A 20,023-nucleotide genomic window follows, 5' to 3' on the forward strand; every position below is an offset into this window, starting at 1 on the left:
CACTATTCAACAGAGAGAAAGGAACCTGTCATGAAAAAGTTCAAGCATAACGTCTGGCTGATGCCGGTAACGTTCGCGCTGGCAGCCTGTGGTGGCAGCGGTGGTAGCAGCAACGACATTGACGACGATTCGGAAACGCCGGAAGCGGCGAGCTACGAGGAACAGGTGATTGATGCCCAGACCAGCGGCACCTACACCTACCTGAATCTTGACACCGGAGAGACAGTGGCGGAGAGCGGGGAGTGGCATATGGCATTCAGCCGCACCAACATCCAGCTCAATGGTGGAGGTTCCGGCAGTGGCAATGTCGCCGGGGCGCTTGCGGTGGCGCAGGATGACTTTTACACGGCGGCCGGTGAACCCGACGTCAATGTGTTCCTGAATGCCACGGCCAGTTCGGAGCTGGAGCACCTGGCGGACAGTTTTCCCGAGCCCGATGAATGGCAGCCGGATGCAGCCACCACGGCCTTTGGCAGCGACTGGTACATCTATGACTTTACCACCCATATCATCAGCCCGAACCCGGACAATGGCTGGCTGGTGCGTTCAGGTGAAGGTAACAGCTATGCCCGGGTCAGGGTGACCGGCCTGGACTACTCGGCGGATCCCATCACCTTCCGGATTGACCTGACAGTACAGGCGGCGGATACCACCCAGTTGACCACCGACCAGACATTCAGCGGTACTATCCCGGCGTCCGGCGGTGAAGCCTGCTATGACTTCGATATCGATCAGGCCATCCCCTGCACGGGTACAACCTGGGATCTGAAACTCGATCTGCAGCCCCGTGCCCTGTCGCTGGTCAGTAACAGCGGCCCGAACGGAGACGGGGACGGCGCCGTCCTCGGACCGGTGGCATGGAGCGATCTCTCCACCTACACCAGCGCGACCACCGACACCAGTGGCACGTCCCTTGAGCGGGCCTATACGCCGGACCAGACCGCCGGCATTTTCTCCGACAGCAGCTGGTATGCCTATAACCTTGAGGGAGCTCACAAGCTCTGGCCCAACTATCGCGTGTACCTGGTGAATACCGACACCACCGGTGACACATCGACGGTGTACGCCGTCCAGGTTATCAACTACTACGGCGAGGACGGTAACAGCGGGCAGCCGGTTATCCGCTGGAAAGCGGTGACGCTGAGCGGAGGTGAGAACTGATGGGCGCCGTGATAACCGAAAGGGGCAACCGGGGCCTTCGTGAACGTTGGCAGACCCTTCTCGCAGATAACCCTGGCATGCGTATCCGTCAGGCGGCGGACCAGTTGGGCGTCAGCGAAATGGATCTGGTTCGCCTGCGCCCGTCACAAGAACTGGCCCCACTGACGCCGGATTTCGCCGGGCTGATGCAGGAGATGACATCCGTCGGGCCCGTCATGATCCTGGCCCGTAATGATCAGGTGGTGCACGAGGTTACTGCAACCTTCGGCGATTTCACGGTCGGTGGTTCCGGGACCATGGGGCTGGCGGTTGGTGACATTGATGTCCGGGTGTTCTTCGGCCAGTGGGCTCATGGATTCCACGTGCGTGAGCAGGTGCGCTCGGGCAATCGGGAAAGCCTGCAGTTCTTCGACCGCCATGGTGTGGCGATCCAGAAGATCTACCGGGTGGACGATACCGACGGTGACGCCTGGAACGCACTGGTGGATAGGTACCGTGCTCCCGCATTTCCGCCGGTGGAGGATTGCGGTCCGCGCCCGCCACTCCAGCGTGCGAATGTGGACGCACTGGACGTGAAGGCGCTTCAGGATGACTGGGCAGCGCTCAAGGACGTGCACCATTTCAACGCCATGCTGAAGCGCCACGGAGTGGACCGGCTGACAGCGCTGGAACAGGTGGGGAGTCAGTGGGTCACCCGGCTGCCTGCCAGCCCAGGGGATGAGACCTCGCCCCTGGATGTGCTGCTGGAAAACGCCCGTATCAGTGGCTGCCCGCTCATGTTCTTCGTGGGTAACCCCGGAATTGTCCAGATCCATACCGGCCGCGTGGACAACCCCAGGCGCATGGGGCCCTGGATGAATGTGCTGGACAAGGGCTTCAACCTGCACGCCAACACCTCGGGGATGACAGACTGGTTCGTGGTGCGCAAGCCAACCGCTGACGGCGTGGTCACCTCGCTGGAAGCCTACAATGGCAGCGGTTATATCGTGCTCACCGTGTTTGGCGAGCGCAAACCCGGGCAGCCGGAACTGCCCCTCTGGCGTGAGGAAATCCGGAAGCTGGAGGACTCCCTATGCGTTTGACCGTTGTCGTAGCCATGGTTGCGCTTGTCCTGCCACTGAACGGGCTGGCGGAAGAACACCGGGTGGTCAGTGCGGACGGTGCCATCACCGAGATCATCTACGCCATTGGTGCGGAGGATCAATTGGTGGCCGTGGACACCACCAGCCGGTACCCGGCTGCCGTGGGTGAACTCCCCAAGGTTGGTTACCTGCGGACCCTGCCGTTCGAGGGCGTACTGGCGATGAGTCCGGATGTACTGATTACCACGGATGAGGCGGCACCGGACGAGACCCTGGACCGCCTGAGCCAGGCTGGTGTCACCATCCACCAACTGCCGGTGGCCCGCACACTGGAGGCCACCGCCGAGCGGATTCGCGGTGTTGGCGACGTGATGGGCAAACGGCAATCCGCCGACCAACTGGCCCGTGACATGGAACAGAAGGTGGCCGCCGTGATTGAGGCCCGGGCCGGCGCGCCCACACCCAGGGTGTTGTTCCTGCTGGCGGCGGGCTCGCATGGTGTCATGGTCGCCGGCGACAACACCGCGGCCCAGGCCATGCTTGACGCCCTGGGGGCGGAGAACGCCGTTGAAGGCATTGAGGGTTTCAAGCCGGCGGGCCGTGAGGCATTACTGGCAACCCGCCCCGACGCCATCGTGATCGCGGAAACCCGGCCGGGCCAGTTCGACATTGCGGACTGGCCGGAGCTGGGATCGCTGCCTGCATGGCAGCAGGGGCACCATGTGGCTGCCGACAGCATGCTGTTGCTGGGCTTCGGCCCCCGCCTGGCGGAGGCGCTGGCCACCATCAGCAAGGCGCTGCCTGCGGAGGCGAAAGTCAGTCAGCATGATTCGTGACGAAGCAGGTCGGCTGGCCCCCGGGATTGCGCTGACCGGCCTGGCGGCGGCCGCGCTGACTATCGCCTGGCTGTCGCTGACCACCGGCGCCTATCCCCTGTCACTGGGGGATATTCTCTCAGTCATCGCCGGCCCCGGCGAAGCGGATCAGGTGTCGCGTCTGGTGCTGGTGGATGTGCGAATGCCCCGTTTCCTGCTGGGCTTCCTGGTAGGGGCGGTGCTGGCGGTTTCCGGAGCCGTCCTCCAGGGGCTGTTTCGCAACCCCCTGGCCGATCCGGGCCTGATCGGTGTATCGGCGGGGGCCTCCCTGGCGGCCATCGGCGTTATCGTGCTGGGTGGCACCTGGCTCGGTGGCTGGGCCGCCCTGGCCGGGAACTGGGCGCTGCCCATCGCCGCTTTTGCCGGGGGTAGCGGCACCGTCTTCCTGGCCTGGCGGATTGCCCGCCGGGCCGGTGAAACCTCCGTGGCGACCCTGCTGCTGGCGGGTATTGCCATCAACGCCATTGCCGGCGCCGGCACTGGGCTGCTGACCTTTTACTCCAGCGACGAGGAACTGCGCTCGCTCACCTTCTGGACCATGGGCAGCCTGGGCCATGCCACCTGGGAAGACCTTCTGGTCGCCGGGCCGTGGCTATTGTTGGCGCTGGTGGCGGCCCCGTTCCTGGCACGGCCACTGGATGCCTTCCTGCTGGGCGAGCAGGTGGTGGGCCACCTGGGCTACCGGACCGACTGGATCAAGCGCGGCGCCATCCTGGTGACAGGGCTGGGCGTAGGGGCCGCTGTCGCCGTCAGTGGCCTGATCGCCTTTGTGGGGCTGGTGGTGCCACACCTGGTGCGTCAGGTACAGGGTGCCAGCCACAGGACACTGTTGCCCCTCAGCGCGTTGCTTGGGGGTACCCTCCTGGTGGGCGCTGATTGTCTGGCGCGGGTCATCGTGGCCCCGGCAGAACTTCCCATCGGGCTGATGATGTCGCTGATTGGCGGTCCCTTCTTCCTGGCCCTGCTGATAAAACGGAGAATGATCTGATGAGCCTGCGGGTGGAAGGAGTTTCCGTGGAGATCGCTGGCCGTGCCGTGGTGCGGGAGGTGAGCCTTGGGGTGGATAACGGGGAGCTTGTGATCCTGCTGGGGCCCAACGGTGCCGGCAAGTCGACCCTGCTGAGTGTCCTGGCGGGGGAGCGGGAGGTGGCCAGGGGGCGTATCGAGATCGCGGGCCAGCCGATGCGGGACTGGCGCCCGGCACAGTTGGCCAGGCACCGGGCGGTCATGCCCCAGCGTGTCGACGTGAACTTCCCGCTGACGGTGGAAGACGTGCTGATGCTGGGGCGCCCTCCCGAACCGCAGGCGCAATCCGCCCCCATCATCAAGGACCTGCTGCAACGGCTGGATATTGCCCATCTACGGCACCGGCGGGTACCGGGCCTGTCCGGGGGGGAGCAGCAACGCGTACAACTGGCGCGGGTTCTGGCCCAGATCTGGGACAGTCCCGGCCCGGTGGTCCTGCTGCTGGATGAGTGTACCTCCGCGCTGGACCCCAACCATCAGCAACAGGTATTCGGCCTGCTGAAGCGCCTGTCCCGGGAGCGGAACTTCGCCATCCTGGCGGTGGTCCACGACCTCAACCTGGCGGCCCGTTACGGCGACCGGTTGCTGTTACTCCGGGATGGCGCCACCCACTGCGACGATATCCCCGAGCGGGCGTTGACGGCACGGAACCTGAGGGAGGTATACGACCTGAAGGCCCGCATTATGATGCTGCCGGAAGGTTTTCCGATGGTGGTGCCCACGGACGATTTCGCCGTGGAGCGTCAGACCGCCCCTTCAAATGCCAGTTGCCGCCAGGCTTCGTAGAGCACCACGGCGGCGGAATTGGACAGGTTCAGGCTTCGGCTGTGGGGGAGCATGGGGATGCGCAGTCGCCGGTCCGGCGCAAGCCCGTTTCGCACATTGTCAGGCAGTCCCCGGGTCTCCGGGCCAAACATCAGGTAGTCCCCGGCCTGGAAGCTCACCTCATAGTAGGGGTGGCTGCCCTTGGTGGTCAGGCCGAACAGCCGTTGCGGCTGCTCGGCCTCCAGGAAGGCCTGATAGCTGGCGTGGACCGTCACGCTGGCGTACTCACTGTAATCCAGCCCGGCCCGCCGCATCTGCTTGTCCTCAAGGGTGAAACCCAGGGGCTCGATCAGGTGCAGCCGGCAGCCGGTGTTGGCGCAGAGCCGGATGATATTGCCCGTGTTGGGCGGAATCTCCGGCTCGTAGAGAACAATGTGGAACATTAACGCTCGACGGCGAGCGCCACGCCCATGCCGCCACCGATGCAGAGGGTGGCCAGGCCTTTCTTGGCGTCACGGCGCTGCATCTCGTGCAGCAAGGTGACCAGGATACGGCAGCCGGAGGCACCGATGGGATGACCCAGGGCGATGGCGCCACCGTTCACATTCACCTTGCCGGTATCCCAGCCCAGGTCCCTGTTGACGGAGATGGCCTGGGCGGCAAAGGCTTCGTTGGCTTCCACCAGATCCAGGTCGTCCACGGTCCAGCCGGCACGCTGCAGGCAGCGCTGGCTGGCGGGAATCGGACCGGTGCCCATGATGCTCGGGTCCACGCCGGCGTTGGCATAGCCCTTGATCACCGCCAGCGGTGTCAGGCCCAGTTCCTTCGCCTTGGCGGCGCTGCACACCAGCACGGCAGCGGCACCGTCATTCAGGGAGGAGGCGTTACCGGCGGTCACGGTGCCGTCTTTCTTGAAGGCGGGTTTGAGCTTGCTCAGGCCTTCGGCGGTGGTGCCATCACGGGGGCCTTCGTCCTTGTCCACCACAATCGGGTCACCCTTGCGCTGGGGGATGGTGATGGGGACGATCTGGCCGTCAAAATAGCCAGCGGCGCGAGCTGCGGCTGCTTTCTGCTGGGAGGCAGCCGCAAACTCGTCCTGTTCCTCACGACTGATGCCGTACTTTTCCACGATGTTCTCGGCGGTCACGCCCATGTGGTAGTCGTTGAAGGCGTCCATCAGGCCATCATTGACCATGGTATCAATCATGGTCCAGTTACCCATGCGCTGGCCGTTGCGGCTGTTGGGCACCACGTGGGGCGACTGGCTCATGCTCTCCTGGCCGCCGGCGAGGATCATGTCGGCGTCGCCACACTGGATGGCCTGCACGGCCATGTGCACGGCCTTGAGGCCGGAGCCGCAGACCTTGTTGATGGTCATGCCCGGAACGGAAGCGGGAATGCCGGCGTTGATGGCGGCCTGGCGGGCCGGGTTCTGGCCGCAGCCAGCGGTGAGGACCTGGCCGAGGATAACCTCGTTGATCTGGTCAGCGGCGACGCCGGTTTCTTCCAGCAGGGCCTTGATCACGGCGGTGCCGAGCTGGTCGGCCTTCAGGCTGGCGAGGGAACCACCAAAGGTTCCGATGGCGGTGCGTTTGGCCGCTGCGATGACTACATCTTGCATGTTGGGGGTCTCCGGTTTTTTTAAGTTCCCCCCCATCGTATGCTGACCTTGGGGGGCGCGGTACCCGGCAGGGGGCCTTTCTCCGCTGCAATTCACGGCCCGTCCATGGACCGACCTTGCACCGGACCATCCATGGTCCTGCTACGAAAGACCCCCTGCCGGATACCGGATCGAGTAATGTGCTATCCGCATTAAGGGAAGGTTGATTCTATCGAAATTCAGAGAGTGGGCATAATCAGACCGGGGCACCAAACACGAGACTTCCCGAATCTCGATGGAGGTGTTGGGGGATGGGCTTTTCGTAACAGCGTCAGGATGACGCGGAGCAAGGTCGGTCCAGGGATGGACCGTGAATTGCGGTGGAGAAAAGCCCATCACCCAACGCCTCACCCCCAAGCCCAGCCGGCAAAGAAAGCTCAACCGAAAAAACGACCAACGACCTGCAAACGCTCCCGACCAATAGCCTCACCAAGCTCCTTGCCCTTGAAACCCTGAGCCATCAAAGACCGGGCGTCCACAGAGCGGGCTCCCTCCAGGGCATCCTGAAACCGCCGCCGGGTGTCCGAATCCAGGCCATCTGGCAGGCAGGTCAATGTCGCCAGCAGTAAATCAAACCGCTCTGGCCGCCGCCAGGCATCGGCCTGGTTGAACAGGTCAAGCACAGACTCTGCGGTCAGGGTTCGCCCGAGAGCCAGCGGTGCCAGCGCCACCACCAACCGCGACAGGTCCCGACAGTCATTCGGGGTCTTCAGCGCCGCCGTCCGGTCTGTGACCTGGTCTACCGACAACCCATGCAGAAGCGCGGCACAGCGGCACTCCGTCGCCAGATCTCGATTGGCTGTGTTCGACAGTGCTGCCATGGCATTCCGGAACACCACGCCATCGTTCGCCAGTTCCGGTATCAGATAGTCCAGGGCACCGGCATCCCTGAGTACCTCGAAGAAGGTGGTCGGCGTCACCTCATGAAGCGCCCGCTGGATCTCCTGCCAGACTCTTTCCGGCACCAGGTGCTGCACCTCGCCGTCCGTAACCATCTGCCGCATCAGCGCCATGGTATCGTCCGCCACCTCGAAACCCAGGTGGTGGAATCGTGCCGCGAACCGGGCGGTCCTCAGGATGCGTAGCGGGTCCTCCGCGAAGGCCTCGGAGACATGGCGCAGGCGGTGGTTCTGGAGGTCTTCATGGCCGTGGAAAGGGTCCACCAGGGCACCATCCTCCGACATCGCCATGGCGTTGATGGTCAGGTCCCGGCGGCGCAGGTCGTCCTCCAGAGTGACATCCGGAGCACTGTAGACGGAGAAGCCATGGTAGCCTCGCCCCTGCTTGCGTTCGGTCCGGGCGAGGGCGTATTCCTCGTGGGTTTGCGGGTGCAGGAATACCGGAAAGTCGGCGCCCACCTGCCTGTAGCCCAGGAACAGCATGTCGTCCGGCGTGGCGCCCACCACCACCCAGTCCCGATCCTTGACCGGAATGTCCAGGAGCCTGTCTCTTACCGCACCACCAACCAGATAGATTTCCATGAACCGGGGGCCCGTTATCCAACCGCAAAGCCACGATTATGCGGATCCACCGCGTGTCAGGCAAAGTTGTGATCAATCTGGCTGCAAAGGCTGGTGGTACATCGGTGGTCATAGGGAGACAGGGAAGGGCGGCGAAGGTTTGCCGCCGGGGGTGCCTGGAAGAGTGGTCTGATCCTATAACTACTGTTAAAACAGTGCATTGGGATACATGGCCCGGATTTTTCATGGGAACATGCAGTGTTTTGCCCTGAATGACAACCGGAGTCGCCCATGAAGTCATCCTGTATTGCCCTGCTGTTAATCGTGGCGTTGTCCGGCTGCGCCAGTAACAGTCAGTATGAAGGGCAGTCGCAGAACGGTTCGGATAACTTCGAGCCGATCATCGTCCGTGTCAGCGGGTATGGCACCTATGAACACGTGGCCACCGATCGGCCCAACCCCCGCAAGCGCCTGATGGCCAGGCGGGCTTCGCAACTGGACGCCTATCGTAACCTGGCCGAGCGGGTCTACGGCACGGTGATCTATGGCAGCTCCACCGTCAGTGACTTTGTTGCCCACAGCGACATGTTCCGCACCTATGTGGACAGCTATCTTCGCGGTGCCAAGCTGGTGGATATCCAGGAACACGATGACGGCGTGATCGAAACCGTGATGGAACTGAAACTGGAGCGGCGCTTCCGGGAGTGTGTGTCCCGGGTCAGCGACCGCGATGTTTCAGGCTATTGCCCAGACCCCCTCCCCACCGGTGACGGGGCCACGGGCGATGTGGTCAGCAACGGCTCTGACTCCCTGTACTATCTGGATTGATGGCGATGTCCATGACACTGACGATCCGCACAATCACCCTGGCTGTGCTGCTGGGAATCAGCTTCGCCTCCGGTGCCGGGACCCTGGAAGGCACAGGTATTGCCACTATCCATGGTGGCGACCTGGACGCTGCCCGGGCGGAAGCCCGTGAGGCGGCCATCCGGGATGTAGCCCTTCAACAGGACGTTCGAGTCAGCAGTGAGGAGACGGTGCTCAATGGCCGGATTACCGACTCACAGTTGACCGTCTCATCCCGGGCGCAGATCAGTCATGTCGAGGTGGTGGATGAACGCCGGGTGGGTAACGCCCTTCGGGTGACCGTCCGCGCCCAGGTGTCAGACCGTGAGAACAGTTGCCAGGCGGGTAATGCATCCGGCCTTAAGAAGCGGGTGGCGGTGACCGGATTTACCCTCCAGCAACCGGAACAGGCGCGCCTGGGCGGCCTGGACGATGCCGGCCAGATGTTGCCGCAGTGGCTGCAGTCTGGATTACAGGCCCAGGGCAACCTGCAGGTGCTGAAAGCGTCCGGTACCCAGCTGTATCCGGATGTCATGAATGCTCCTACCAGCCAGCAGTTCGATAACCGGCTGACCAATGTGATCAACGTGTCCCGGGAACTGGGGGCGCAGTTCGTAGTGGCGGGTGTGATCCGGGATATCGGCGTGGAGGACCCCTCCGCCTGGAACACTTCGGTGCTGCACAGTATCGGTCGGGGCCTGGGTGCCACCAATACCGAGCGACGTTTTATCGCCGATATGATGATTTTCGACGGCTTCAGCGGTTCCCCGGTCTACCAGAAGCGCTTCCAGACTCGGGGGCGTTGGGATGCCGGCAAGGGCCAGTCCTCCGGTTTTGCTTCGGCGGGTTTCCTGGAAACCCCCTACGGTCAGGCGGTGGCGGACCTGGTGACGCAGATGCGCAATGATATCCAGGGCGCACTGGCCTGTCAGCCCTTCATGACCCGCATTACCCGGGTGGAGGGCACCAAGGTGACCCTCGCCTCCGGCGCCACGGCCGGTCTGCGTCCGGGTGATACCCTGGCGCTGTATCGCAGCTACTCCCATTTCGACAGCCCGGATGCCACGCCGGAACTGCTGGAAGCGGATATCGAAGTTACCCTGGATAATGTGTTCCCGGAATACGCCAATGGCGTGATTCCGCAGTACGGTGCGCTGGAGAATATCCAGCGCGGGGATATCGCGATTATCTGGTAGGTCGATCGAAGGCTGGCAATATAGCGGGGACGCCCCGGAGGTGGGGAGGCCTTTCGCCGCCGCAATTCACGGCCCATCCCTGGACCGACCTTGCTACCGGGCCATCCATGGCCCTGCTCTGAAAGGCCTCCCCACCCCCGGGGCTCGTGCTGGGCGCGACTGCTTTAGTGAACGCTTGCGCCCTTTTTGGGTTTGTTACCAAAGCACACCTGATACACATCGTTGTAGTGCCTGGCAAAGTGTACCGTCAGGCCTTCCCGCAGGTAGTCCGGCAACTCCTCGTAATCGCCACGGTTGGCTTCCGGCAATATCAGCGTGTTGATCTTCTGACGCCGGGCGGCGATCACTTTCTCGCGGATACCGCCCACGGGTAGCACCTGCCCCGTCAGGGTCAGCTCGCCGGTCATGGCGATGCCCTGTGCCGGGGTCTCCCGGCGGGCAATGGAGAGCAGTGCCGTGGCCATGGTGACCCCGGCACTGGGACCATCCTTAGGCGTGGCACCCTCGGGAACGTGCAGGTGCACGAAGGACTTGTCGAAGAAGGCCGGGTCCGCCTTTAGCCGTTTCAGGTTCGACGACACATAGCTGTAGGCGATGTCCGCGGACTCCTTCATCACGTCACCCAACTGGCCGGTCATACGGAAGCCCCGCTGGTTGGTGTGGATACGGGACGCCTCGATGCTCAGGGTGGCACCGCCCATCGCGGTCCAGGCCAGGCCGGTGACCACGCCGACGCCCTTCAGGGCTTTCTCCTTGCGGAAGGCCGGCTGGCCCAGGAAACCCTCCAGGTCGGAAACACCCACCTTCACCGGTTGGTCCGGATTTTCCAGCAGTCTGACGATGCCCTTGCGGATAATCTTGTGGAGCTGCTTTTCCAGGTTCCGCACGCCGGATTCCCGGGCGTAGCCCTCGATCACCTGACGCATGGCGGCATCGGTGATGTTGAGCTGTTTCTTCAGCAGTCCCGCCCGCTTGAGCAGCCGGGGCAACAGGTGGTGCTTGGCAATGGCCAGCTTTTCCTCGGTGATGTAACCGGACAGGCGGATGGTGTCCATCCGGTCCAGCAGCGGCCGGGGAATGGTGTCCAGCTGGTTGGCGGTGCAGATGAACAGCACCTTGGATAGGTCCAGGCGTACGTCCAGGTAATGGTCCAGGAAGTCCCGGTTCTGCTCCGGGTCCAGGGTTTCCAGCAGGGCCGAGGCCGGGTCGCCCTGGAACGAGGTGCCGATCTTGTCGATTTCGTCCAGCATGATCACCGGGTTGGACACCTTGGCGTCCTTCAGGGCCTGCACGAACTTGCCCGGCATGGCGCCGATGTAGGTGCGGCGGTGGCCCTTGATCTCGGCTTCGTCACGCATACCACCCAGGCTGAAACGGTAGAACTCCCGGCCCAGGGCTTCCGCCACCGAGCGGCCGATGGAGGTCTTGCCCACACCGGGCGGCCCTACCAGCAACAGGATAGAGCCGGAGATCTCCCCCTTGAAGGTGCCTTCCGCCAGGAATTCCACGATCCGGTCCTTCACGTCGGTCAGGCCGTCGTGGTCCCGGTCCAGCACCCTGCGGGCATGGCCCAGGTCAAAATGGTCTTGGGAGGTAATGCCCCAGGGCACCTGGGTGATCCAGTCCAGATAGTTGCGGGTGACGCCGTATTCCGGGGAGCCCTGTTCCAGCACCTGGAGCTTCTGGACTTCCTCGTCGAACCGGGACTGCACATCCTCGTTGGGTTCCAGTTTGTCCATGCGGGCCCGGAAGCGTTCGATATCGGCGGTCTTGTCGTCCTTGGCAACACCCAGCTCCCGCTGGATAACCTTGAGCTGTTCCCGCAGGAAAAATTCCCGCTGGTGCTTCTGCACCTTGTCGTTCACTTCCTCGTTGATCTCAGCCTGCAGGCGCGCCACCTCCTGTTCCTTGCGCATCAGCACCAGCACCTTCTCCATCCGGCGCAACAGTGGTACGGTGTTCAGCACATCCTGCAGATCACGTCCGGGGGCACTGGTCATGGAGGCGCCGAAGTCCGCCAGGGGTGAACTGTCGTCCGGCCCGAAGCGTGACAGATACTGCTTCACGTCCTCGCCATAGAGCGGATTGGAGCGCAGCAGTTCCTTGATGGCGCTGATAATGGCCAGGGTGTAGGCCTTCAGCTCGTCAGCCTGCTCCTCGGGCTCGTCCGGGTATTCCACTTCCACCAGGTAGGGTGGTTTGCGGCGCAACCACTGGGTAATGCGGAAACGGGTCAGACCCTGGGCAATGAACTGGACCTTGCCGCTTTCCTGCTGGGCGTGGTGAACGCGGACCGCGCAGCCGATGGTCTCCAGTTCCTCGCTCGCGGGAATGCTGCGCTCCGGGTCCGGATCCTCAACAAAGCAGATGCCCATCATGTGGTGTTCGGTATCGCCCACCCGCTTGAGGGTCTCGTGCCAGGGGTCCTGGTTGACCATCACCGGCTGCACCTGGGCGGGGAAGAAGGGCCGGTTGGACACCGGAATGACGTACATGCGGCGCGGGCGGGCCTCGCCAGGCAGAACCAGGCTGGTGCCGGTGTTCTCGTCGCGGCCAATGTATTCAGTGATGTCGTCTTCCGGTTGGTCGTGCTGCTGGTCGTCGGCCATTGTCTTCCTCATGTCCTCGCGAATGGGATTACCGGGCGACGGGCCCGGCCTGATCATGGGTCTCTCCTGCTATGTAGCGGCAAGGTATGGGAATTCAAGGTTGGCAATGGATGCGGCCTGGCTTGAATTCAGTACCAATGACACCATGTACAGGATAGTTTTCGTAACCACTTACCGGACCAGACAGGACTCTTGCCATGAGCAATTCGCCGTTTATCTTCGAAGCCACCATGGACAACTTCCAGGAGAAGGTCATGGACGCCTCTCAATCCACCCCGATCCTGGTGGATGTCTGGGCGGATTGGTGTGCGCCCTGCAAGCAGATCATGCCGATCCTGGAAAAGCTGGCGGACGAGTACAATGGCGGCTTCCTGCTGGCCAAGGTGAATGCCGATGAGCAGCAACAGCTTACCGCCAGCCTGGGGGTTCGCAGCCTGCCCACGGTGATCCTGGTGAAGAACGGCCAGGCGGTGGACGGTTTCAACAGCGCCCTGCCGGAAGGCGAGGTGCGCAAGCTCCTTGAGCAGCATGTGGAAAAGGCCGAGGAGCAGGAGGCGCCCTACGACAAGGCTCACCGGTTATGGGAAGAGGGCGACCTGGACGGCGCCCTGGCCATCTTCGGCCAGCTCAACCAGCAGAACCCGGACGACCTCAAGGTGCTGATCGACCTGGCCCAGATCAAGGCGGAGCAGGGCGACCTGGATACCGCCGAGCAGGTGCTGGAAAGCCTGCCGCCGGAAGAGAAGCTGCAGCCCAAGGCCAAGCAGTTGGCGGCCCGGCTGAATATCCTGCGCCAGGCCGGTGAACTGCCCCCCATCAAGGATCTGGAAATGGCCCTGGAGCAGGACCCGAAAGACCCGGACGCCCTGCACCAGCTATCCATGCAGTACGCCCTGAACGACCGCAATGCCGAGGCCATGGACCTGCTGATCCGCCTGATGCAGACCGATCCCCACTACAAGGACGGCATCGCCAAGACAACACTGGTGGAGCTGTTCGAGAAGTTGGGTAACAACAACCCGGATGTGCGGACTTATCGGCGAAAGCTGTATACCCTGATGCATTGAACACGCTTTGCCGTAGTCTTTTTGATCCTGGCCAATCCCCTCCTGCATGAGGAGGGCAGGCAGGTGGCGAGACGTCTTGAGCCAGAGTTGCGGGTGGCAGCCATGACTCACCTGCCTGCGAACATATGTATGTGACAGCTACATGACCGTGGTGCTATAATAGCGACCTGCTAACCTTGACGCTCCTGACCCCCTCCGAATGCCCCGCGCTGTATACGCTGGTTGTTGTTCACCGGGAACTATCAGTCGCGTATCAGGATTCCGGTGCTCAGGCCTTTGAGCAATATGAACTCTTGATTCGTTGGATATCCATGATACCTCCCGAGATCCGTGGTGCTGATATACGTCTGGTGCGTTAGTGCAATAACGACCAGATATTACTTTTGTCAGGATCAGCCGTGCAATGAAGTACCAATCCCGCTTTCGTCAGCTATCCCTGCTGTTACTGCAGTTCTTTGTTTTCTCATTCAGTATTTTATTGATTTCCCGTTATCTGTTTTTTATCAGTGTGCAGGGCTCGCTGCCAGAGCAGGGCATTGGTGATGATATATGGCGGGCATTCTTTGTTGGTGGTCGTTTTGATGCCAAGGTAACGGCGATAGCCTACTCCCCTCTACTGCTCAGCGGTCTTATGGTTGCTGCCTTTCACCGGGCTTATCAGCGGTGGCTGAAGTTTGCGGTTGGTTATCACGTTGTGATTGCCAGTCTGTATGTGGTCGGCTGTGTCTGTAACTATTATTACTATCAGACCTACGGCAGTTACGTGGATCTGTTTGTCTTCGGTTTATGGGAAGATGACTCTAAAGCTGTACTGATCAATATATGGCAGGATTATCCGGTTATCCGCGGCTTGTTGTTAGCGATGGCTGTTGGGCTACTGGCGTATCTGTCTTCCCGGTGGTTTTTGCGCGGTGCTTTGGGGCTTGTAAACCCAAGGGCATACTGGCATTGGGGTGTTACGTCCCTGGCGGTACTGTCGATGGTGCTGGTGACCTTTGTCGTGGCGCGTGGAACTTTGGATAGCCATCCGCTGAAGCGTTACCACGCGAGTGTCTCCCAATACAGGCCGCTGAATATGATCACGCCGAACGTGTTCATGGCACTGGATTGGGCCACCTCCGACTACAAGGAACAACGCCGGTTTGAGCCCGTCTCCGAAAACGAACTGACCGCGCAGATGGAAAAAATACTCGGTCAGCCAACCCCGGTTTATCACACCCCTAACAATGCCTATCTGGAGCAGCACCCTCCCCACGTTGTCATGGCAATGATGGAAGGCATGGGGATGAACATCATGGTGGAAGACCGTCTGCCGGAAAACGACCTGCTGGGCAGTCTCCGGCCACACCTGGAGCAAGGTTTCCTGTTCAGGCGTTTTATGGCGGGCACTTCGGGGACCATCGACAGTATCGTCATGACCCTGTTCCATAGTCCGGTGGCGACCATCAGTCACTCATCGGTTCAGAACAAGGCGCTGCGGGGCTCCGCGATTCTGCCCTATAAGCGGGCAGGGTACCGCGTGGCATTCCTGTATGGCGGTAACGGTATGTGGCGAAATCTGTCTAACTACCTGCCAGTACAGGGATTTGATCGCGTCTACGATGAGAACGACATTCTCGAGGTCTTCCCAGAGGCGGCGCAGTACTCCGGCACCTGGGGCGTGCCTGATGGTTACCTGTTTCGGTTCGCGAACAGGATTCTGGAAAGCGCGGAAGAACCGACCCTGCTGTTTATCATGACGGTGACCAATCACTCGCCCTATAAAGTACCGGCTTATTACGACGCCAAGCCGGTAGCCGTCAGCAAACGCCTGTCTTCGTTGATGGGGTTTGAGGAGAAACAGGCGGAAGTGGTGCTTACTACCTACCAGTACGCCTCCGATGCTCTGGGGCAGTTTATTGATCGTATCAAGCGGTCGGAGCAACTGAAGGACAATACCGTAATAGCGGTGACTGGCGACCACCGTGTGCGTCACGTCAGTACCGAAGAGCCAACGGAATATGGCCTGGCGTACGCCGTGCCCTTTTACCTGAGCATACCGGAGCCGATCCTGAGCAATACAACGTACCGCTATGACCCCATGCGGATTGGCTCCCACCGCGATATGTTTCCGACCCTGTATCATTTCAGCCTGTCGGATCAGGACTACATTACTCTGGGTGGGGAAAACCTGCTTGCCACGGAGGGGGTCAGTAACATCGGTTATAATGCGGAACGCGTCATTAATCAGTATGGCGCGTTCAGTCGTGGGGCGGAATGGTATTACCCATGGGTAAAGGACAATCCGCTGTACAGCGGGCCAGAGCCGGAGGCGCAGGTGCCATTCAGCACCCGCTGGGCCGAGGAGTATCACCGCCTGCAGGATTACTATCTGCGTTCCCAGGTACTGCCGATGGCTCAGCAAGGACTCAGGGCTGCCCGGTAAACAGCCCTGGGCACCGGCTTTCAGCCAACCAGTGACTTCAGATACCGCCCGGTATGGGAACGCTTGTTGTGCGCCACGTCCTCGGGCGTCCCTTCGGCAATGATCTCACCACCACCGGAGCCACCTTCCGGCCCCAGGTCGATGATCCAGTCGGCGGTCTTGATGACATCCAGGTTGTGCTCGATTACCACCACCGTGTTGCCGTGGTCCCGTAGCCGCTGGAGGACCGTCAGTAGCTGCTGGATGTCGTAGAAGTGCAGGCCGGTGGTGGGCTCGTCGAGGATGTACAGGGTCTTGCCGGTGTCCCGTTTGGACAGTTCCCGTGACAGCTTGACCCGCTGGGCCTCGCCGCCGGACAGGGTGATGGCGCTCTGGCCCAGGCGGATGTAGGACAGGCCCACGTCCACCAGGGTCTGCAGCTTGCGGGCCAGGAATGGCACCGGGTCGAAGAATTCCCGGGCCTCCTCCACGGTCATTTCCAGCACCTCGTGGATGTTCTTGCCCTTGTAGCGCACCTCCAGGGTCTCGCGGTTGTAGCGTTTGCCCTTGCACACATCGCAGGGTACGTAGATATCCGGCAGGAAGTGCATTTCCACCTTGATCATGCCGTCGCCCTGGCAGGCCTCGCAGCGTCCCCCTTTCACATTGAAGCTGAAGCGGCCCGGCTTATAGCCCCGGCTGCGGGCTTCCTGGGTGCCGGCAAACAGCTCCCGCACCGGTGTGAAGATGCCGGTGTAGGTGGCTGGATTGGACCGGGGCGTGCGGCCGATGGGGCTCTGGTCAATGTCGATGACCTTGTCCAGGTTATCCAGGCCCTGGAGGGACTTGTAAGGCCCGTGGGTCAGGCTGGTGGCCTTGTTCAGTTTGGTAGCCGCCACAGGGTACAGGGTGCTGTTGATCAGGGTGGACTTGCCGGAGCCAGACACGCCGGTGATGCAGGTCATCACCCCCAGGGGCAGCTCCAGGGTCACATCCTTGAGGTTGTTGCCGCTGGCCCCGGTCAGGGTCAGGGTCTTGCCGTTGCCCTTGTTGCGGGTGGCGGGCACTGCGATTTCCCGGGTGCCCTTGAGGTACTGCCCGGTGAGGGAGTTGTCGTTGGCGATGATGTCGTCCGGTGTGCCCTGGGCCACCACATGGCCGCCATGAACGCCGGCACCGGGGCCCACATCCAGCACATGGTCGGCGGCGCGAATGGCATCCTCGTCGTGCTCCACCACAATGACGGTGTTCCCCAGGTCCCGCAGGTGGGTGAGGGTGGCCAGTAGCCGGTCATTGTCACGCTGGTGCAGGCCGATGGACGGCTCGTCGAGGATGTACATGACGCCCACCAGGCCGGCGCCAATCTGGCTGGCCAGGCGGATGCGCTGGGCCTCGCCGCCCGAAAGCGTGTCGGCGCTACGCTCCAGGGTCAGGTATTCCAGCCCCACATTGACCAGGAACTGGAGTCGTTGCCGTACTTCCTTGAGGATCTTCTCGGCGATCTCGCCCTTGGTGCCGGGCAGCGTCAGGTCATGGAAATAGCTGTGGGCATCCCCCACCGGCAGATGGGTGATGTCCGGCAGGTTGTGTTCATCAATGAAGACATGGCGGGCACCACGGCGCAACCTTGAACCGCCACAGTCCTTGCAGGGCTGGGTGCTCAGGTGCCGGGCGAGCTCCTCGCGCATGCTCTGGGATTCGGTTTCCCGGTAGCGGCGCTCCAGGTTGGGCAGCACCCCTTCGAACGGGTGCTCCTTCTCCATGATATGGCCACGGGAGTTTACATAGCGGAAAGGGATTTCCTCCTTGCCGGAACCGTGCAGGACCACCGTCTGGAAGTCTTCAGGAAGATCCGCAAAAGGGGTATCCATATCGATGCCATAGTGCTCGGCCACGCTGGTGAGCATCTGGAAATAGTAGACCGCCCGACGGTCCCATCCCCGGATCGCGCCTGCTGCCAGGGTGGCACCGGGGTTGTACACCACTTTCTCGGGATCGAAGAACTGGCGCACGCCGAGGCCGTCGCAGGTGGGGCAGGCTCCGGCGGGGTTGTTAAAGGAGAAGATCTTCGGTTCCAGTTCGCTCAGGGAATAGCCGCACTGGGTACAGGCATAGCGGGCGGAGAAGGTAACGTCCTCCTGCTTGCTGTCCATGTCGGCCACCAGGGCGATGCCGTCTGCCAGTTCCAGGGCGGTCTCGAAGCTTTCCGCCAGGCGCTGCTCCAGCCCTTCTTTCACCCGGAAGCGGTCAACCACCACATCAATCGAGTGCTTCTTTTTCTTGTCCAGGGGCGGCACGTCGTCAATGTCGTAGACGTAGCCATCCACCCGCATGCGGATGAACCCCTGGCTGCGCATGGTGTCGATGACCTGCAGGTGTTCGCCCTTGCGATCGCGGATCACTGGCGCCACGATCATCAGTTTGCTGCCCTCCGGCATGGCCAGCACCTGGTCCACCATCTGGCTGACGGTCTGGGCCTCCAGCGGCTGGCCGTGGTCCGGGCACCGGGGTTCGCCGGCGCGGGCGAACAGCAGGCGCAGATAGTCGTAGATCTCGGTGATAGTGCCCACGGTGGAGCGGGGGTTGTGGGAGGTGGACTTCTGCTCAATGGAGATGGCCGGAGACAACCCCTCGATGTGGTCCACGTCCGGCTTCTCCATCATCGACAGGAACTGCCGCGCATAGGTGGAGAGAGATTCCACGTACCGACGCTGGCCTTCCGCGTAGAGGGTGTCGAATGCCAGGGAGGACTTGCCCGACCCGGACAGCCCGGTGATCACGATCAGCTTGTCCCGGGGTAGCTCAACATCGATGTTCTTCAGGTTATGCGTGCGTGCGCCTTTGACCTGGATGGACTCCATAATGCTCCTCTGGCGATTCGATTCTCAGCAAGGGAATACGCCAGTATACCGGCTTCAGGTCTCTGGCCAAGCGTCCGGGGTGATCCGGTGTCGGTTACCAGGTCAGTGTTTCCCCTGACGGGGCGGGTGTGCGGTCCGGTTCCACCAGGATGTCCGGCGGCAGTTCGTCCAGGGTGGTCGGGGTTTCGCCGGGATCATCCGACAGGTCGATGATGATCTCCACACGACGATTGAGGGCGCGGTTCTCCGGCGACGAATTGGGCCGGCGGGGCTCGGTGGAGGCCAGCCCCATGACCCGGAAGCGTCGTTCATCCAGTGGCCCCGCCTCAATCAGCGCATTCGCCACCGCCGCTGCCCGGTCGGCGGACAGGTTCCAGTTTGACTCATAGCGGCCACCACTGCCGATGGGCACGTCATCCGTATGGCCTTCCACGGTCAGATCCCCTGGTATGTCCACCAGTACCTTGCTCATGCGATAGAGCAGATCAACCATTGAGTAGGTCAGCTCCGCGGATCCGGAGGCGAAAGACCCCCGTTCCTCAATCCGCATAATGATCTGACGCTTGCCCGGGTCTGCCTGCACGTCGAGCTGGCCCGCCGTGATTTCCTGTTCCAGCACCTCTGCCAGGTCGTTGGCAAACGTCATGGCCGAGGCGGTAGCCTGCCCTTTTGCCTGCTCCCCGGGCTGGGTGCCCGGTTCACGATCCAGGAACGGGTCCGTTTCGGTGGTGCTCTGTCGGACCTCATCCAGATCGGTGGGCTCGGGCTTTCCGGGGGTGAAGTGCTGGAACACGGGGCTGGTACCCTGCGGGATGTCCACCGCCGCCACCTCCCGCTGCACGCCGAATGCGTTCGACATTTCCTGAGCGATCTGCTTGAACTTCATGGCGTCGATCTCCGAGAAGGAGAGCAGCAGCACAAAAAAACACATTAGCAGCGACATCAGGTCGGCAAAGGTCACCACCCAGGCCGGGATGCCCGGTTTTTCCTCTTCGGGTAGATCGTCCATGG

The 20,023-nt window shown here is 61.9% G+C and carries 15 protein-coding genes; 9 read left to right on the forward strand and 6 right to left on the reverse strand.

Features of this window, described 5'->3' with window-relative positions; translation table 11 throughout:
- Positions 1–30 precede the first annotated feature (30 nt).
- Genes ACJO2E_RS10490 through ACJO2E_RS10510 form a run of 5 tightly spaced genes read left to right on the forward strand, consistent with a single transcriptional unit; the run spans position 31 to position 4,930 of the window.
- Entirely contained in the window at positions 31–1,161 is a 1,131-nt protein-coding gene (locus ACJO2E_RS10490) for an HmuY family protein (RefSeq protein WP_406963818.1), read from the forward strand.
- Positions 1,161–2,243, forward strand: coding sequence for a hemin-degrading factor (locus tag ACJO2E_RS10495; RefSeq protein WP_406963819.1), 1,083 nt, complete (start codon positions 1,161–1,163; stop codon positions 2,241–2,243). Before ACJO2E_RS10490 ends, ACJO2E_RS10495 begins: the two co-directional genes overlap by 1 nt.
- Entirely contained in the window at positions 2,234–3,079 is an 846-nt protein-coding gene (locus ACJO2E_RS10500; RefSeq protein WP_406963820.1) for a heme/hemin ABC transporter substrate-binding protein, read from the forward strand. Before ACJO2E_RS10495 ends, ACJO2E_RS10500 begins: the two co-directional genes overlap by 10 nt.
- Entirely contained in the window at positions 3,069–4,106 is a 1,038-nt protein-coding gene (locus ACJO2E_RS10505; RefSeq protein ID WP_406963821.1) for a FecCD family ABC transporter permease, read from the forward strand. Before ACJO2E_RS10500 ends, ACJO2E_RS10505 begins: the two co-directional genes overlap by 11 nt.
- Positions 4,106–4,930 carry a heme ABC transporter ATP-binding protein gene (locus ACJO2E_RS10510; protein WP_406963822.1) on the forward strand — a complete coding sequence of 275 codons (825 nt, stop codon included), beginning with the start codon at positions 4,106–4,108 and terminating at the stop codon, positions 4,928–4,930. Before ACJO2E_RS10505 ends, ACJO2E_RS10510 begins: the two co-directional genes overlap by 1 nt.
- On the opposite strand, the gene trmL is transcribed toward ACJO2E_RS10510, so the two are convergent.
- The 3 genes from trmL to ACJO2E_RS10525 form a co-directional block, all read right to left on the reverse strand.
- The gene (trmL, locus tag ACJO2E_RS10515) at positions 4,888–5,352 is read right to left on the reverse strand and encodes a tRNA (uridine(34)/cytosine(34)/5-carboxymethylaminomethyluridine(34)-2'-O)-methyltransferase TrmL (protein ID WP_406963823.1); all 465 of its coding nucleotides are present in this window, start codon (positions 5,350–5,352) and stop codon (positions 4,888–4,890) included. The genes ACJO2E_RS10510 and trmL overlap by 43 nt on opposite strands.
- The gene (locus tag ACJO2E_RS10520) at positions 5,352–6,530 is read right to left on the reverse strand and encodes an acetyl-CoA C-acetyltransferase (RefSeq protein ID WP_406963824.1); all 1,179 of its coding nucleotides are present in this window, start codon (positions 6,528–6,530) and stop codon (positions 5,352–5,354) included. Before ACJO2E_RS10520 ends, trmL begins: the two co-directional genes overlap by 1 nt.
- A gap of 416 nt (positions 6,531–6,946) precedes the next feature.
- Entirely contained in the window at positions 6,947–8,050 is a 1,104-nt protein-coding gene (locus ACJO2E_RS10525; RefSeq protein ID WP_406963825.1) for a tRNA nucleotidyltransferase/poly(A) polymerase-related protein, read from the reverse strand.
- 270 nt (positions 8,051–8,320) lie between these two features.
- On the opposite strand from ACJO2E_RS10525, the gene ACJO2E_RS10530 reads away from it, so the two are divergent.
- Complete coding sequence (locus ACJO2E_RS10530; RefSeq protein WP_406963826.1) at positions 8,321–8,857, forward strand: LPP20 family lipoprotein; 537 nt, start codon at positions 8,321–8,323, stop codon at positions 8,855–8,857.
- 11 nt (positions 8,858–8,868) lie between these two features.
- Positions 8,869–10,071 (forward strand): flagellar assembly protein T N-terminal domain-containing protein, encoded by a 1,203-nt coding sequence (locus tag ACJO2E_RS10535; protein WP_406963827.1) that lies wholly within the window; start codon positions 8,869–8,871, stop codon positions 10,069–10,071.
- A 164-nt stretch (positions 10,072–10,235) separates the two neighbouring features.
- On the opposite strand, the gene lon is transcribed toward ACJO2E_RS10535, so the two are convergent.
- Positions 10,236–12,680: an endopeptidase La gene (lon, locus tag ACJO2E_RS10540; protein WP_406964133.1), complete on the reverse strand. Its 2,445-nt coding sequence runs from the start codon at positions 12,678–12,680 to the stop codon at positions 10,236–10,238.
- Positions 12,681–12,877: 197 nt separating this feature from the next.
- Between lon and ACJO2E_RS10545 the strand changes: the two genes are divergently transcribed.
- Entirely contained in the window at positions 12,878–13,747 is an 870-nt protein-coding gene (locus tag ACJO2E_RS10545; protein WP_406963828.1) for a tetratricopeptide repeat protein, read from the forward strand.
- A gap of 403 nt (positions 13,748–14,150) precedes the next feature.
- On the forward strand, positions 14,151–16,172 hold the full coding sequence (locus ACJO2E_RS10550; RefSeq protein ID WP_406963829.1) for an LTA synthase family protein: 2,022 nt from the start codon (positions 14,151–14,153) through the stop codon (positions 16,170–16,172).
- Positions 16,173–16,192: 20 nt separating this feature from the next.
- On the opposite strand, the gene uvrA is transcribed toward ACJO2E_RS10550, so the two are convergent.
- Positions 16,193–19,012: an excinuclease ABC subunit UvrA gene (gene uvrA / locus ACJO2E_RS10555; RefSeq protein ID WP_406963830.1), complete on the reverse strand. Its 2,820-nt coding sequence runs from the start codon at positions 19,010–19,012 to the stop codon at positions 16,193–16,195.
- Positions 19,013–19,106: 94 nt separating this feature from the next.
- On the reverse strand, positions 19,107–20,021 hold the full coding sequence (locus ACJO2E_RS10560) for a MotB family protein (RefSeq protein ID WP_406963831.1): 915 nt from the start codon (positions 20,019–20,021) through the stop codon (positions 19,107–19,109).
- Positions 20,022–20,023 lie beyond the last annotated feature (2 nt).

Source organism: Marinobacter shunpengi (assembly GCF_045449695.1).
Lineage (GTDB): Bacteria > Pseudomonadota > Gammaproteobacteria > Pseudomonadales > Oleiphilaceae > Marinobacter.

Excerpts from the sequence above, each read along its gene's own strand:
- ACJO2E_RS10535 (WP_406963827.1), top strand. The coding sequence starts at position 8,869 with ATGACACTGACGATCCGCACAATCACCCTGGCTGTGCTGCTGGGAATC.
- ACJO2E_RS10520 (WP_406963824.1), bottom strand. The coding sequence starts at position 6,530 with ATGCAAGATGTAGTCATCGCAGCGGCCAAACGCACCGCCATCGGAACC.
- uvrA (WP_406963830.1), bottom strand. The coding sequence starts at position 19,012 with ATGGAGTCCATCCAGGTCAAAGGCGCACGCACGCATAACCTGAAGAAC.
- ACJO2E_RS10510 (WP_406963822.1), top strand. The coding sequence starts at position 4,106 with ATGAGCCTGCGGGTGGAAGGAGTTTCCGTGGAGATCGCTGGCCGTGCC.
- ACJO2E_RS10525 (WP_406963825.1), bottom strand. The coding sequence starts at position 8,050 with ATGGAAATCTATCTGGTTGGTGGTGCGGTAAGAGACAGGCTCCTGGAC.
- ACJO2E_RS10490 (WP_406963818.1), top strand. The coding sequence starts at position 31 with ATGAAAAAGTTCAAGCATAACGTCTGGCTGATGCCGGTAACGTTCGCG.
- ACJO2E_RS10560 (WP_406963831.1), bottom strand. The coding sequence starts at position 20,021 with ATGGACGATCTACCCGAAGAGGAAAAACCGGGCATCCCGGCCTGGGTG.
- ACJO2E_RS10495 (WP_406963819.1), top strand. The coding sequence starts at position 1,161 with ATGGGCGCCGTGATAACCGAAAGGGGCAACCGGGGCCTTCGTGAACGT.
- ACJO2E_RS10500 (WP_406963820.1), top strand. The coding sequence starts at position 2,234 with ATGCGTTTGACCGTTGTCGTAGCCATGGTTGCGCTTGTCCTGCCACTG.
- ACJO2E_RS10530 (WP_406963826.1), top strand. The coding sequence starts at position 8,321 with ATGAAGTCATCCTGTATTGCCCTGCTGTTAATCGTGGCGTTGTCCGGC.
- ACJO2E_RS10545 (WP_406963828.1), top strand. The coding sequence starts at position 12,878 with ATGAGCAATTCGCCGTTTATCTTCGAAGCCACCATGGACAACTTCCAG.
- ACJO2E_RS10505 (WP_406963821.1), top strand. The coding sequence starts at position 3,069 with ATGATTCGTGACGAAGCAGGTCGGCTGGCCCCCGGGATTGCGCTGACC.
- ACJO2E_RS10550 (WP_406963829.1), top strand. The coding sequence starts at position 14,151 with ATGAAGTACCAATCCCGCTTTCGTCAGCTATCCCTGCTGTTACTGCAG.
- lon (WP_406964133.1), bottom strand. The coding sequence starts at position 12,680 with ATGGCCGACGACCAGCAGCACGACCAACCGGAAGACGACATCACTGAA.
- trmL (WP_406963823.1), bottom strand. The coding sequence starts at position 5,352 with ATGTTCCACATTGTTCTCTACGAGCCGGAGATTCCGCCCAACACGGGC.